Source organism: Hoeflea sp. BAL378 (assembly GCF_000759435.1).
In the GTDB taxonomy this organism is placed as follows: Bacteria; Pseudomonadota; Alphaproteobacteria; order Rhizobiales; family Rhizobiaceae; genus Hoeflea.
Genome location: NZ_JRJG01000020.1, coordinates 1 through 13,011, shown reverse-complemented (window position 1 = coordinate 13,011; position 13,011 = coordinate 1). Strand labels below are relative to the sequence as shown.

Below are 13,011 nucleotides of genomic sequence, written 5' to 3'. Positions count from 1 at the left end.
CAATGGCACTTTCCATGAAAGGCGATTTCACGGACAACCTCGGCAAGATCTACGGGATCTATGTCGGCGGTTTCTTCGCATTCGTCCTGCTGATGGCCGTCCTCTCGATGGTCGGAGTTCCTGACCGCTTCATACTTTGGTCCTATATGGCCATGACGATCGGCATCTATGCCTTCATCGGTATCATGTCCCGGACCGCGGTGGTCACCGAATACTATGTCGCCGGACGCTCGGTTCCGGCGATCTACAACGGCATGGCGACGGGCGCCGACTGGATGTCGGGCGCGAGCTTCGTCGGCATGGCCGGCACGCTGTTCGTGCTCGGCTATGACGGTCTTGCCTTCGTTCTGGGCTGGACCGGCGGCTATGTTCTGGTGGCGGTGCTGCTGGCCCCCTACCTGCGCAAGTTCGGCGCCTACACGGTTCCCGACTTCCTGGGCACCCGCTATAACGGCAATGCCGCGCGTCTGGTCGGCATCATCGTGCTGTTCTGCTGCTCGTTCACCTACATCACCGCGCAGGTCTATGCGTCCGGCATCATCGCGTCCCAGTTCCTGGGCATCGACTTCGAGATCGCCGTGTTTGCCGGCCTGCTGGGCATTCTGGTGTGTTCGATGCTCGGCGGCATGAAGGCGGTGACCTGGACCCAGGTCGCCCAGTACATCGTCCTGATCGTCGCCTACCTGCTTCCGGCGGTCTGGATGTCGACGGTCCAGTTCGGCATTCCGATCCCGCAGCTCACCTATGGCGGTGCGCTGAGCAAGATCGCCGAATACGAGCAGATCCTGGGCGTGGCCAAGGCGCATGTGGCGCCGTTCACCACCTACTCGCCCAAGGACTACTTCTTCCTGATCTTCTGCCTGATGGTCGGCACCGCGTCGCTACCGCACATCCTGATGCGCTTCTTCACCACCCCCACGGTGCGTGAGGCGCGCAAGTCGGTCGGCTGGTCGCTGTTCTTCATCTTCCTCTTGTACTTCACGGCGCCGGCCTACGCCGCCTTCTCGAAGTTCAACCTGATGGGACTGTTCGCCAATGCCGAAGGTCTGCAGCTTGCCTTCACCGCCATCCCGGAATGGATGCTGCAGTGGGGCTCGATCGCCGGCCACCAGTTGGTGACGATCTGCGGGGTCAAGGCCGAAACGGTCATGGCCATCCAGACGGCCTGCGAGGCCAAGGGCTTCGTCGGCGGCTTCCCCTATGCGGAACTGAAGCTCAACAACGACATGATCGTGCTGTCGACCCCGTCGATCGCCGGCATGCCGATCTGGGTTGTCGGTCTCGTCGGCGCCGGCGGTTTCGCAGCCGCCCTGTCGACCGCCGACGGTCTGCTGCTGGCCATCGCCAACGCCCTGTCGCACGACGTCTACTACAAGATGATCGACCCCAAGGCCGACACCAAGCGCCGTCTCATGATCTCCAAGATCCTGCTCGTCGTTGTCGCCTTGGCTGCGGCCTTCCTGGCCCGCACCAAGCCATCCGACATCCTGTCGATGGTCTCCTGGGCCTTTTCGATCGCCGCGGCCGGCCTGTTCGCGCCGCTGGTTCTCGGGGTCTGGTGGAAGCGGACCACGAGCATGGGCGCCATCCTGGGCATGATCGCCGGCTTCGGCACGACGATGTACTACCTGATCGGCAACGTCTATGGCTTCGACCTGGTCAAGGGCACGGGCGACGAGATCGTCTGGTTCGGCGTAGCCTCGATCTCCTCGGGCATCTTCGGGGTTCCCGTGGCCTTCGTCGTCACCTATCTGGTGTCGCTGTTCACGCCGGAGCCGAGCAGGGAGATGCAGGAGTTCGTCGACCGCCTGCGTCTGCCAAGCGGGGGACAGATGATGGTGCAGGGCGCCAACGACTGAGCCCTTGTCCCGGATTACGCTGCGCAGGGCCTTCGGGCCCTGCGTTTTTTTACCGGAATCGTCGATCCGCCCGCGGCCTTGAGGCATGCCGGGTGATCGGGCCGGCCGGAACCGTAAGGCGCGGCCAAGGCTGTGGCCTCGCGCCTGATGGCCGGTCGGGAGAAAAAGCCCAAGGGAGCAGGGAATGAGCAAACTGGCTGTACGCGGACTGATCATCGTCGCGCTGACCTACCTGGCGGCGGTGGCGACCTTCCTGCTCGGCGGGGCGCCCGGAATGGTGGCCGTGTTTCTCGGCGGAACCTATTCGCTGACGGCGCTCGCCGCGCTGCTGTTTTCGCGCGGCCTGCTCGAATTCGTCGTCGGCGTCGACCGCGAGATAGCCTTCTTCGTCGTGCTCAAGCGGGTGACGGATCCGCTGCTGGCGCTGTTCGACCCGGTTACGCCGGGTTTCCTGCTGCCGTTTGCCGCGTCGCTCTACTCAGCCTTCCTGCTCTTCTTCTTCAAGGTCTTCTTGTTCGGCGACGCCTTTCTCGGCCTGCCGCCGCTGTTCATCGTCGTCACGGCCGCGGTGCTCACGTTTTTCGCCTGAACCTGATCTTGACTTCGCCGGGCCCGGGCGTAGTTCTTGTCGATGGCCTGCAATCCGGAATTCGGGCATGGACAGGATCAACACACTCGCGCGGTTGAGCGTCCTCAGGGCGGGGGCCTTTGCCTGCCTCGCCATCCTGATGATGATGATGGGCACCGCGCATGATCCGGCGCTCAGCATGAAATGCGGCGCCGGCGGCATGCTGGCGATTTCCGCCATCATGCTGGTCGTCGGCAAGAACTATCACAAGCGCAAACGGATCGAGGACACCGAGGTCTGGATCATGCTCGCCAAGGAGGAGCGTCCGCCGGCCGGCATCGCCCGGCCCCTCATCATCAATGCCATGCGCTTGGAACTGCTGGAGAAATCGGCCTGGTCCGCGATGGGCGCGATCACCCTTCTCGCGGTCTCGGTCACCTTGCGGCTCCTGCTCAACTGAGGCGACCGCCGGGCAACGACTGGACGGCCGACAGCGCGGCGGTCGACGTTCGTGCCCGCTCGCAACCCGCAAAAGTCGTTTGGAAAAAACTGGTGCTGCCGGAGAGATTCGAACTCTCGACCTCTCCCTTACCAAGGGAGTGCTCTACCCCTGAGCTACGGCAGCCCTTTGCTTCGGTGTCGTGAAGGCGGTCAGACCAGAAGCCGGGGCGGAGAAGGTATCCGTCAGCCGCCGGTCGCGCCGCGCTTTCGTTCGTCGTGAAAGCCTGTAAACGACTGAAGCGGCCCGCTATTGCCACAGCTTGGACAGGAGTGCAAGCCACAAACGGGCGATTGCCGCGGCAGCGGTGAAATTGCCTGTGCGGTCGCGCCGGCGGAGCGCGGGAAAGGCCGGAATTCCGGGAAACCGGCCGCCGCGCCGCCGCCGCGCGATCCCTGCCATCGCCACGGAGCGATCTTCACCTTCCGGTTTTTTTGCGCTATCCACACCCTGTCATGAGCAAAACACCGCCGCCCGATCACAAGAGCGAAGCAGAGCGCCAGGCCGCCAGGCGCGCCCTGCGCAGCGCCGAACAGTTGCGCGCCAATCTGCAGCGCCGCAAGGCGCAGACCCGGGCGCGGCGCGAGGGCCGCGCCGACGAGGCCGAGGGCCTGCCCGCCGCCGTCCGCACGCCGGGTCCCGGCGGCGACAAGGAGCGCGGATAGGCCTGCGCCCGTCCTCATGTTGCCGCATTCGCGATGATGGTCTAAACACCGCCGCAGATTTCTATCATGGCCGGGTCATCCAAGGATCAGTCGAAGGCCACCACTTCAAGAGGACAGCATGGATCGCATCAGGATCGTTGGCGGCAATCCGCTCAATGGCGTCATACCGATTTCCGGCGCGAAGAACGCGGCGCTGCCGCTGATGATCGCCTCGCTGCTGACCGACGGCACGCTGACGCTCGAGAACCTGCCGCATCTGGCCGATGTCGAGCAGTTGCAGCGGATTCTCGGCAATCACGGCGTCGACATTGCCGTGGAGGGCCGCCGCGAACGCCAGGACGGCCCCTATGCAAGGACGGTGCATTTCACCGCCCGCACCATTGTCGACACCACCGCGCCCTATGAGCTGGTCTCCAAGATGCGCGCCAGTTTCTGGGTCATCGGCCCGCTGCTCGCGCGCATGGGCGAGGCCAAGGTCTCGCTTCCGGGCGGCTGCGCCATCGGCACCCGGCCGGTCGACCTGTTCATCGACGGGCTCGAGCACCTGGGCGCCGAAATCACCATCGACAACGGCTATGTCAACGCCCGCGCGCCCAAGGGCCTGGTGGGCGGACACTATGTGTTCCCCAAGGTCTCCGTCGGCGCCACCCATGTCATGCTGATGGCGGCGACGCTGGCCAAGGGCCAGACGGTGATCGAGAACGCCGCGCGCGAGCCCGAAGTCGTCGATCTCGCCAGATGCCTGACAGCCATGGGCGCGAAGATCTCCGGCGCCGGCACCTCCACCATCACCATCGACGGCGTCGCCTCGCTGTCGGGCGCGCGCCACCGGGTGCTGCCCGACCGCATCGAGACCGGCACCTACGCCATGGCGGTGGCCATGACCGGCGGCGACGTGCTGCTCGAAAACACCTCCGCTTCGCTGCTCGAGAACGCGCTGCTGGCGCTGCGCCGCACCGGCGCCGAGATCACCGAGGAAGCCAACGGCATTCGCGTCCGCCGCAATGGCGGCGACATCCTGCCGGTCGACGTGACCACCGATCCGTTTCCGGGCTTTCCGACCGATCTGCAGGCGCAGTTCATGGGACTGATGACGCGCGCCAATGGCGTGTCGCACATCACCGAGACGATCTTCGAGAACCGCTTCATGCATGTCCAGGAACTGGCGCGCCTGGGCGCCCGGATCTCGCTGTCGGGCCAGACCGCCACCGTCACCGGCGTCAAGACGCTGCGCGGCGCGCCGGTGATGGCCACCGATCTGCGCGCCTCCGTGTCGCTGGTGATCGCTGGCCTCGCCGCCGAAGGCGAAACCGTGGTCAACCGGGTCTATCACCTGGACCGCGGCTTCGAGCGGCTGGAAGAGAAGCTCACCAATTGCGGCGCCGTGGTCGAACGCATCAGCGACTGACGCCCTGGACTGAAGCCCGGGCGTCGGCAGCAAGCTGCCGGGCTCCGCCTTGCGCTGCCACCATCGGCGCATTGCGCTTTGGCCTCGCCCCACCTACCTTGCAGTGCAGCACACCGCGCGGTGACCCCGCGCCCGGCAATGATGACAGAGACCCGAGGTAAACCATGGACAGTCTGAAACTGGTCGCGCTTGACGAAACGGACCTGGCCGTGATTTCCGCCTGCCTGCAGGACGCCGTCTTCAAGACCGGCGACACGGCCTTTCTCGGCCAGAACAAGACTTTCACGCTTGAAGGCAATCGCTTTGTCTGGGAAGAGGGACGGGACGCCAAGACCTTCGAACGCCGCCGGGCGGTGCTCGCGGTCAAGCAGGTGCTGAGCGTCAGATCCCGCGGGATCGATCTCAAGGACACCGACGCCGTGCATTCGCTGCTGGCCCTGACCTTCGTCCCCGGCGACGAGGCGCCGGCCGGCGCGATCGAGATCGTGCTGTCGGGCGATGCGGTGATCCGCCTCGAGGTCGAGTGCCTGGAAGTGCAACTGGCCGACATCGGCGGCGGCTGGGAAACCAAGTTCAAGCCGCGCCACCCGCTCGGCCTCTGATCGAACGACGACTGTGACAATGGGGACAGGGCATTGGTACTGAGGCTTGACTACCGGCAACCCGATTTCGAAAGCCGCTTCGCCGCCTTTCTGACCACCAAGCGTGAGGTCTCCGAAGACGTCGAGAACGACGTGCGCGCGATCATCCGCGAGGTCCGCGAGCGCGGCGACGCGGCGCTGCACGAATTCAGCCAGCGCTTCGACGGGATCGACACGCGGCGCCTGGGTCTCGCCGTCACCGCCGAAGAGATCGAGACCGCCTACCGGGCGACGGACCCCGAGGTCCTCGCGGCGCTGGACCTCGCCCATGACCGCATCGCCAGCCACCACCGGAGGCAGATGCCCCGGGACGATCATTACGTGGATCCGCTCGGTGTCGAGCTCGGCTCGCGCTGGACCGCGATCGAGGCGGTCGGGCTCTATGTTCCGGGCGGCACCGCCAGCTATCCGAGCTCGGTGCTGATGAACGCCGTGCCCGCCAGGGTGGCGGGCGTCGAGCGCATCGTCATGGTGGTGCCGGCGCGCGACGGGCAGCTCAACCCGGTGGTTCTGGCCGCCGCCCGCATCGCCGGCGTGAGCGAGATCTACCGCATCGGCGGCGCCCAGGCGATCGCAGCACTCGCCTACGGCACCGAGTCCATCAGGCCCGTGGCCAAGATCATGGGACCGGGCAACGCCTGGGTGGCGGCCGCCAAGCGGCAGGTATTCGGCACCGTCGGCATCGACATGATCGCCGGTCCCTCCGAAGTGCTGGTGATCGCCGATCCCGACAACGATCCCGACTGGATCGCCGCCGACCTGCTGGCCCAGGCCGAGCATGACGCCGGCGCGCAATCGATCCTGATGACCCGCGACGAAGCCTTCGGCGAGGCGGTGATTGCCGCGGTCGAGCGCCAGCTCTCGACGCTGGGCCGCGCCGGGACGGCGCGCCGGAGCTGGGCCGATTTCGGCGCGGTCATCACCGTGCCGGACTGGGACGCCGCGGTGCCGCTCGCCAACCGCATCGCCGCCGAGCACCTGGAAATCGCCACCGAGGGCGCCGAGGCGCTGGCCGCGCGGATCCGCAATGCGGGCGCCATTTTTCTGGGCCGGCACACGCCCGAGGTGATCGGCGACTATGTCGGCGGCTCCAACCACGTTCTGCCCACGGCGCGCTCCGCCCGGTTCTCCTCGGGCCTGTCGGTGCTCGACTATGTCAAGCGCACCTCGATCCTCAGGCTCGGGCCGGAGCAGTTGCAGTCGCTGGGCCCTGCTGCCATAAGTCTGGCGAGGGCGGAGGGGCTCGATGCCCATGCGCGCTCGGTGTCGATCCGGATGAATCTGAGGGAACCGGGGCCGGAGGAGGGACGTGAGCGGGAATGACGGCGGCGGAGGACACGAAACGGCTCTCGGATGTCGTTCTGGATGAAACCATCGGCCGCGCCACGCCCGATGTGGAGCACGAGCGCGCCGTCGCCATTTTCGACCTGATCGAGGAAAACAGCTTCGAGCCGGTCGGCCACGACAGGGGACCCTACAAGCTCAAGCTGTCGCTGATCGATGCCAAGCTGGTCTTCTCCATCTCCCCCCAGGGTGACGAGCCGGTGGCCACCCATATTCTCTCGCTCACGCCGTTCCGCCGCATCGTCAAGGATTATTTCATGATCTGCGAGAGCTACTACGAGGCGATCCGCTCCTCCACGCCGAGCCAGATCGAAGCCATCGACATGGGCCGTCGCGGCATCCACAATGAAGGCTCGCAGACGCTGATGGACAGGCTGGAGGGCAAGATCAGGATGGATTTCGACACCGCCCGGCGGCTGTTCACGCTGGTCTGCGTGCTGCACTGGCGCGGATAGGGACCGCGATGGCGGACATGAGCCCCGCTCCCGCCAGGACCTCGCCCGGTTCGGTCCTGTTCGTCTGCGGCATGAACTCGATCCGCTCGCCGATGGCCGAGATCATCGCCCGCTCGGTCCTGCCCGCCGGCACCTACATTGCCTCCGCCGGCGTCCGTCCGGGCGAGCGCGATCCATTCGTCGACACGGTCCTGGCCGAGATCGGCCTGGATCTCGGCCACCGGCAGCCGCAGACGCTTGACGAACTGGAGGACGACTATTTCGACCTCATCGTCACGCTCGCGCCGGAAGCCCACCACCGGGCGCTGGAACTGACCCGCGGCAATGCGGTCGAGGTGATCTACTGGCCGACACCGGACCCGACCGTGGCGACGGGGACCAGGGAGCGCATTCTCGACGCCTATCGCGAGGTGCGCGACATGCTCAGACACAGGATCGTCTCGGGCAAGGGCTGGTCGCGGCCGCTCGCGGGCGGGTGAATCAATTTGGTTCACAAATCGCTCGTCATTGTGTAGGTTCCGGCCAAATTTCAGGCCCGCGCATTTTGCGCCGCCTTTTTCAACTGGAAAGACAGACACTGAATGGCGAAAGAAGAAGTCCTCGAATTTCCGGGCGTGGTCACCGAACTGCTGCCGAACGCAACCTTCCGGGTGAAGCTCGAAAACGAGCATGAGATCATTGCGCACACCGCAGGCCGGATGCGCAAGAACCGCATCCGCGTTCTCGCCGGCGACAAGGTGCTCGTCGAAATGACGCCTTACGACCTGACGAAGGGCCGCATCACCTATCGCTTCAAGTAAGCGAGGGTGAGGCCATCCCATGGCGCGATCGCAAAAACTGATCCTCGCATCCGGGTCGCCGCGCAGGCTTGAACTGCTCGACCAAGGCGGCATCGCGCCCGACCGGCTGATGCCGATGGATCTCGACGAGACGCCGCAGCGCTCGGAGCATCCGCGCTCGCTGGCGCGGCGGCTGTCGCGGGAGAAGGCGGAAGCGGCACTTGCCGAGACCCGGCTCGATCCGGCCTGGAAGGATGCCTATATCCTGTCGGCCGACACCGTGGTCGCCGTCGGCCGCCGCATCCTGCCCAAGGCGGAGCAGATCGACGAGGCGTCGAACGCGCTCTATCTCCTGTCGGGCCGCAACCACCGTGTCTTCACCGGCATCTGCCTGGTCACCCCCGACCACACCATCCGCCAGAAGATCGTCGAGACCAGGGTCCGTTTCAAGCGGCTCTCCCGGGTCGAGATCGAAAGCTACCTGGCGTCGGGCCAGTGGCGCGGCAAGGCCGGCGGCTACGCCATCCAGGGCCTGGCGGGAAGCTTCGTGGTCAAGCTGGTGGGCTCCTACACCAATGTGGTCGGCCTGCCGCTCTACGAGACCGTTGGCCTGCTGACCGGCGAAGGCTATGATGTCCACTTCAAATGGCTTGAGGGCTGAGCACATGACCGACGGCAAGGTGACCCCGTTGCGCAAGGCGCAGCCATGTCCGGAATGCGGACGCCCCTCGACGCGCGACAGCTATCCGTTCTGCTCCGAGCGCTGCCGCGCGGTCGACCTCAACCGCTGGCTGGTGGGCGGCTACGCCATCCCCGTCACCGAGGTCGATGACAACCAGGACGACGATTTCGACGACCGGGGCTGACCCGCGGGCTTGAGAGTGCCGCGCGGCGTGCACCGAAGCGACGCTGCGGGCGGCCTGGCGACGGCAAAACCGGACTTCGCCAACGCCGCCCCCGGGGCCGGGTTCATTTTCTCCCCGCCGTGGCGAAAAAAGCCTGAAAAGGGTGCTGGACAGGGCCTTTCAAGATGTTATAACCCGCTCGCTTCCGGCGTTGGAAAACTCCTTCGCCGGCGAGCTTCCGGACGCCGCTCAAGAGCGGCCCGGTGAGATGCCCGGATAGCTCAGTTGGTAGAGCAGCGGATTGAAAATCCGCGTGTCGGTGGTTCAAATCCGCCTCCGGGCACCATTTTTTCCTCTCTTCGAACGATGGTCCGCAGCGTTGCGCGGCTGTTTGCGCGGGCGCCCGCCGGCCTTGGCGGCCAGGTCGCGGCCGAGCCCTTGCCCAGTCCGTGTCCTGGTTCGGGCGGCGGTGTCCGCGGCGGCCCGGCGGTGACGGCTGCGGCAGGTGGCGAGGGGCCGTCCGAGCCGATCGGCCTGTTGAAAATAATCCCCCATTATTGCCCCGCGCGGCTTGCCAGTCTTGCACGGGATGTTGGACACGCTTTACAGGGATGTGTAGGATTCGTAAGACGAGATAATATGTCAAAAAATTTTGACACTTTTTGCCGCCACGTCAGCCTTTCGGGGCAACTTGTTTCAGTATTTGTATGGAAATTCAATAATTTAACTCCGAACCTGGCACTTTACCCCGTTACGGACCCAAATTGAGCAAGATCAAAGCCTCATCGCCGCCGACCGTGATATCGATCATCTGCAGGCACAAGCCCAGCAGCGGACACGGGATCGATGCGACACCAATTCAGGAAAGGGCCGATTGCACACTCAACCAGAGCCTATGGCCCAGCTTCGATTTCAACCCCTCCGGCCGCTCTTGCGGGTCGACACCTTAATCACCGGAGTTCCGACCACGGCGACAAGCCAGGAATTCCGATAATCCGAAAAAGTTGTGCGATGTTACAAATTCCCGACGACCTCCGTTCCATCCCGGCAGTTCATGCTGTTCCTGCGTATCTCAAGAACACCTACACCTGGGCTTACCTGGATCCGCGCAATGCCCGGCTTCTCGACAACGAGACGATCGTGGGGATCATCTTGTTTGGCAATCACGTGCGGCTGCGGAACGCGGCCCTGGCCGAGTTCTCGAGCGGGCAAAGCGTGCTTCAGGCGGCTCACGTCTATGGCACGCTGATTCCCGAAATCGCCCGGCGCATTGGTCCCAAGGGCAGCCTCGACGCCATGGACGTGGCCCCGCTGCAGGCGGCCCTGTGCCGGCGGAAACTGTGGGGCATGAAGCAGGCCCGCGTCCGCATCGCCGACGCGTCCAAGCCCGGCGACGGCCTCTATGACGTGGTCAGCTGCTATTTCCTCCTGCACGAGGTTCCCGACGACATGAAGCAGGCCATCGTCACCGCGCTGCTCCAGCGCGTGGCGCCCGGCGGCCGCGCCGTGTTCGTCGACTACCACCGTCCGGCAAGGCTGCATCCTATGCGCGGCTTCTATCGCAAGCTGTTCGAGCGGCTGGAGCCCTTTGCGCTGAGCATGTGGGATCACGAGATCCGCGACCTGGGCGCCGATGCGGCCGCGTTCGAATGGACCAAGGAGACATTTTTCGGCGGCGTCTTCCAGAAGACCGTCGCCCACCGCCGGGGTTCGATATGAACTCTTAATGCAGATCCGCGCGGCTGGCGCGCGAAGGGGAGACAATGCGATGAGAATATCAGTTCGTGTCGTCGTGGTCATGGCTGCCATGACAGGGTTTGCAGCATGGGGAGGAGCACAGCTCCAGCGGGCAGAGGCCCAGGAAAGTCCGGCAACGGCGGTGCCCGCGCCGGCGACCCTGATGCCGGAGATCCCCAATCTCGACGCATGGCGCGGCTCGCCCCACGCCAACATCACCCGCGAGGCCTTCCGCCACTGGGACAATGAAGACGACAAGATGATCCCGGAGGTCTGCTCCAAATGTCACTCGACCGCGGGCTTCATGGATTACCTCGGCGCGGACGGCAGCGCCGCCGGCACCGTCGACACCAAGCATTCGCCCGATCCGGCCGTGGCACCCGGGATCGCCTGCATGGCCTGTCACAATGACGTCGCCCGCTCCATGAGCGTCGTCACCTTCCCCTCCGGCGTCGAGCAGGAGGTCCTCACCCCCGATGCGCGCTGCATGACCTGCCACGGCGGCCGCGCTTCCACCGTCCAGGTCGGCGAGGAAATCGCCAAGGCGGGGGCGTCGCCGGACGAAGATACGCCTTCGGCCGAAATCGGCTTCGTCAACATCCACTACCGCGCTTCCGCGGCAAGCCGGTTCGGCGGCGAGGTGCATGGCGGATACGAGTATGACGGAAAGGAATATGCCGGCTATTATTTCCACGACCAGGTGTCGCAGCTCTGCACCGATTGCCACAGCCCGCACAAGCTGCAGGTGAAGGTGGCCACCTGCACGGAATGCCACACCGAAGTGGTGGCCGACGACAAGCAGTCGCTCCGGCTGATCCGCACCTCCAAGGTGGACTTCGACGGCAATGGCGACGCCAAGGAAGGCGTCTACGCCGAGATCAAGGCGCTGCATGCACGGCTGCTCGACGCCATCAAGGGCTATGGCAAGCAGGTGGCCGGCACCGCGATCGCCTATCACGAGAATGCCTATCCGTACTTCTTCCAGGATGGCGACGGCAGCGGCGCGATCGAGGACGCCGAGGCCGTGTTCCCCAACCGCTACCAGTCGTGGACGCCGCGGCAACTCAAGGCCGCCTACAACTACCAGGTCGTCGCCAAGGATTTGGGCATGTACACCCACAATCCCTATTACGCGCTGCAGTTGCTGTATGACAGCATCGACGATCTGGCGGCGGCCGGCAGCGGGGTCGAGGTGGTCGGCACCCGTCCGAACTGAGCCGCCTGCTTCGGTGAGACCCGATTAGGGCCTGGCCGCCGCCGCGGCCAGGCCCCTCCAAGAGAAACAATCCTGGAAGGGGCAAGATCGATGACACCGCGCTGGCTCGCAGGTCTCAGTCTGGCGTTCAGCCTGGCGGTTGCAATCGCCTCGCCATCGGCGGCCCAGTCGGATCCGCCGGCGGCCACCGCCGGGGCGACCACCGGCGAAGCTCCGGCGTCCGCCGCCCCTGCCCGGGCCGGCATTCCGGCCTCCACCGCCGATCACAGAAGTTTTCCGGCGCTGGCGGGGCCCTTCGCCAGCGCCGGCGAGGTCAACCAGGCCTGCCTGTCCTGCCACAACACAGGGTCCGAGCAACTCCACGGCTCGATCCATTTCACCTGGTCCTGGCCCAAGGCCGGCGATGGCGAGACGGCCGGAGGCAAGGCCGAGCTGCTCGGCATGCTCCATGTCGCCAACGGATTCCTGCTGTCGGTGCCGTCCAACATCGAGGCCTGCACCTCCTGCCACATTTCCGGCACGCGCTTCGAGGACCCGGCGATGTTCGATCCGTCCGGCCCGCCGGTCGCGCCGGTGGACTGCCTCACCTGCCACGAGCCCACCGGCAAGTGGGCGCTCTCCAATTTCCACGAAGGCGGGGCTGCCTGCTCCATGTGCCATGACGAGCGGCTGCGCGGCGACGCGCCGGAGGTCAAGGATCTGGCCGCCGCCGCCCGCTCGGTCGGCCCGTCGACGCGGGCGAGCTGCGGCAGTTGCCATTTCAACGCCGATGGCGGTCCCGGGGTCAAGCATGGCGACCTCAACGCCGACCTGGTCGCTCCCGTGGCCGCGCTCGATGTGCACATGGCGCCCGCGCCGGACGGCGCCGGCTTCACCTGCTCCACCTGCCACACCACCCGCGATCACGCCATCGCCGGAAGCCGCTATTCCGGCGGCCCCGGCGAGACGCCCGAGCGCCCGGCGCTGGCCGGGGCCGCGGCCTCCTGCCAGGGATG

At 65.5% G+C, this 13,011-nt stretch carries 15 protein-coding genes and 2 tRNA genes; 16 read left to right on the top strand and 1 reads right to left on the bottom strand.

What is annotated here, in order from left to right; genetic code table 11:
- The first annotated feature begins 2 nt into the window (after nucleotides 1–2).
- From LL06_RS06360 to LL06_RS06350, 3 genes are all read left to right on the top strand, one after another.
- Nucleotides 3–1,859 (top strand): sodium:solute symporter family protein, encoded by a 1,857-nt coding sequence (locus tag LL06_RS06360; RefSeq protein ID WP_035523826.1) that lies wholly within the window; start codon nucleotides 3–5, stop codon nucleotides 1,857–1,859.
- Between the two features lie 184 nt (nucleotides 1,860–2,043).
- Nucleotides 2,044–2,448 carry a hypothetical protein gene (locus LL06_RS06355; RefSeq protein WP_035523824.1) on the top strand — a complete coding sequence of 135 codons (405 nt, stop codon included), beginning with the start codon at nucleotides 2,044–2,046 and terminating at the stop codon, nucleotides 2,446–2,448.
- 67 nt (nucleotides 2,449–2,515) lie between these two features.
- A complete protein-coding gene (locus LL06_RS06350) occupies nucleotides 2,516–2,887 on the top strand; it encodes a hypothetical protein (RefSeq protein ID WP_035523822.1) in 372 nt (123 codons plus the stop codon).
- Nucleotides 2,888–2,977: 90 nt separating this feature from the next.
- Here the strand turns inward: LL06_RS06350 and LL06_RS06345 are convergent.
- Nucleotides 2,978–3,052 (bottom strand) — tRNA-Thr (locus tag LL06_RS06345).
- A 329-nt stretch (nucleotides 3,053–3,381) separates the two neighbouring features.
- Between LL06_RS06345 and LL06_RS06340 the strand changes: the two genes are divergently transcribed.
- The 13 genes from LL06_RS06340 to LL06_RS06280 form a co-directional block, all read left to right on the top strand.
- Entirely contained in the window at nucleotides 3,382–3,591 is a 210-nt protein-coding gene (locus LL06_RS06340) for a hypothetical protein (RefSeq protein ID WP_035523820.1), read from the top strand.
- A 118-nt stretch (nucleotides 3,592–3,709) separates the two neighbouring features.
- A complete protein-coding gene (gene murA, locus LL06_RS06335) occupies nucleotides 3,710–4,999 on the top strand; it encodes a UDP-N-acetylglucosamine 1-carboxyvinyltransferase (protein ID WP_035523818.1) in 1,290 nt (429 codons plus the stop codon).
- Between the two features lie 164 nt (nucleotides 5,000–5,163).
- A complete protein-coding gene (locus LL06_RS06330) occupies nucleotides 5,164–5,601 on the top strand; it encodes a DUF2948 family protein (protein ID WP_035523815.1) in 438 nt (145 codons plus the stop codon).
- A gap of 33 nt (nucleotides 5,602–5,634) precedes the next feature.
- A complete protein-coding gene (gene hisD, locus LL06_RS06325; RefSeq protein ID WP_035523813.1) occupies nucleotides 5,635–6,963 on the top strand; it encodes a histidinol dehydrogenase in 1,329 nt (442 codons plus the stop codon).
- Nucleotides 6,960–7,439 carry a UPF0262 family protein gene (locus LL06_RS06320; protein WP_035523809.1) on the top strand — a complete coding sequence of 160 codons (480 nt, stop codon included), beginning with the start codon at nucleotides 6,960–6,962 and terminating at the stop codon, nucleotides 7,437–7,439. The genes hisD and LL06_RS06320 overlap by 4 nt, the downstream gene beginning before the upstream one ends.
- 17 nt (nucleotides 7,440–7,456) lie before the next feature.
- The gene (locus LL06_RS06315) at nucleotides 7,457–7,918 is read left to right on the top strand and encodes a low molecular weight phosphatase family protein (RefSeq protein WP_152599513.1); all 462 of its coding nucleotides are present in this window, start codon (nucleotides 7,457–7,459) and stop codon (nucleotides 7,916–7,918) included.
- 102 nt (nucleotides 7,919–8,020) lie between these two features.
- Nucleotides 8,021–8,239, top strand: coding sequence for a translation initiation factor IF-1 (gene infA, locus LL06_RS06310; RefSeq protein ID WP_004435948.1), 219 nt, complete (start codon nucleotides 8,021–8,023; stop codon nucleotides 8,237–8,239).
- Between the two features lie 19 nt (nucleotides 8,240–8,258).
- A complete protein-coding gene (locus LL06_RS06305) occupies nucleotides 8,259–8,879 on the top strand; it encodes a Maf-like protein (protein WP_035523804.1) in 621 nt (206 codons plus the stop codon).
- A 4-nt stretch (nucleotides 8,880–8,883) separates the two neighbouring features.
- Nucleotides 8,884–9,084 (top strand): DNA gyrase inhibitor YacG, encoded by a 201-nt coding sequence (yacG, locus tag LL06_RS06300; RefSeq protein WP_035523802.1) that lies wholly within the window; start codon nucleotides 8,884–8,886, stop codon nucleotides 9,082–9,084.
- 249 nt (nucleotides 9,085–9,333) lie between these two features.
- Nucleotides 9,334–9,409: transfer RNA gene (locus tag LL06_RS06295), tRNA-Phe, on the top strand.
- A gap of 665 nt (nucleotides 9,410–10,074) precedes the next feature.
- Nucleotides 10,075–10,782, top strand: coding sequence for a rhodoquinone biosynthesis methyltransferase RquA (gene rquA, locus LL06_RS06290; protein ID WP_035523800.1), 708 nt, complete (start codon nucleotides 10,075–10,077; stop codon nucleotides 10,780–10,782).
- Nucleotides 10,783–10,963: 181 nt separating this feature from the next.
- Nucleotides 10,964–12,016 (top strand): cytochrome c3 family protein, encoded by a 1,053-nt coding sequence (locus LL06_RS06285; RefSeq protein ID WP_244447057.1) that lies wholly within the window; start codon nucleotides 10,964–10,966, stop codon nucleotides 12,014–12,016.
- A gap of 90 nt (nucleotides 12,017–12,106) precedes the next feature.
- Nucleotides 12,107–13,011, top strand: a 905-nt coding sequence (locus LL06_RS06280) for a multiheme c-type cytochrome (protein WP_201772316.1), incomplete at its 3' end; no start/stop codon positions are given.

Bases quoted from the DNA above. Each gene is read 5' to 3' on its own strand.
- LL06_RS06360 (WP_035523826.1), top strand. From the start codon at position 3: ATGGCACTTTCCATGAAAGGCGATTTCACGGACAACCTCGGCAAGATC.
- LL06_RS06355 (WP_035523824.1), top strand. From the start codon at position 2,044: ATGAGCAAACTGGCTGTACGCGGACTGATCATCGTCGCGCTGACCTAC.
- LL06_RS06350 (WP_035523822.1), top strand. From the start codon at position 2,516: ATGGACAGGATCAACACACTCGCGCGGTTGAGCGTCCTCAGGGCGGGG.
- LL06_RS06340 (WP_035523820.1), top strand. From the start codon at position 3,382: ATGAGCAAAACACCGCCGCCCGATCACAAGAGCGAAGCAGAGCGCCAG.
- murA (WP_035523818.1), top strand. From the start codon at position 3,710: ATGGATCGCATCAGGATCGTTGGCGGCAATCCGCTCAATGGCGTCATA.
- LL06_RS06330 (WP_035523815.1), top strand. From the start codon at position 5,164: ATGGACAGTCTGAAACTGGTCGCGCTTGACGAAACGGACCTGGCCGTG.
- LL06_RS06320 (WP_035523809.1), top strand. From the start codon at position 6,960: ATGACGGCGGCGGAGGACACGAAACGGCTCTCGGATGTCGTTCTGGAT.
- LL06_RS06315 (WP_152599513.1), top strand. From the start codon at position 7,457: ATGAGCCCCGCTCCCGCCAGGACCTCGCCCGGTTCGGTCCTGTTCGTC.
- infA (WP_004435948.1), top strand. From the start codon at position 8,021: ATGGCGAAAGAAGAAGTCCTCGAATTTCCGGGCGTGGTCACCGAACTG.
- LL06_RS06305 (WP_035523804.1), top strand. From the start codon at position 8,259: ATGGCGCGATCGCAAAAACTGATCCTCGCATCCGGGTCGCCGCGCAGG.
- yacG (WP_035523802.1), top strand. From the start codon at position 8,884: ATGACCGACGGCAAGGTGACCCCGTTGCGCAAGGCGCAGCCATGTCCG.
- rquA (WP_035523800.1), top strand. From the start codon at position 10,075: ATGTTACAAATTCCCGACGACCTCCGTTCCATCCCGGCAGTTCATGCT.
- LL06_RS06285 (WP_244447057.1), top strand. From the start codon at position 10,964: ATGCCGGAGATCCCCAATCTCGACGCATGGCGCGGCTCGCCCCACGCC.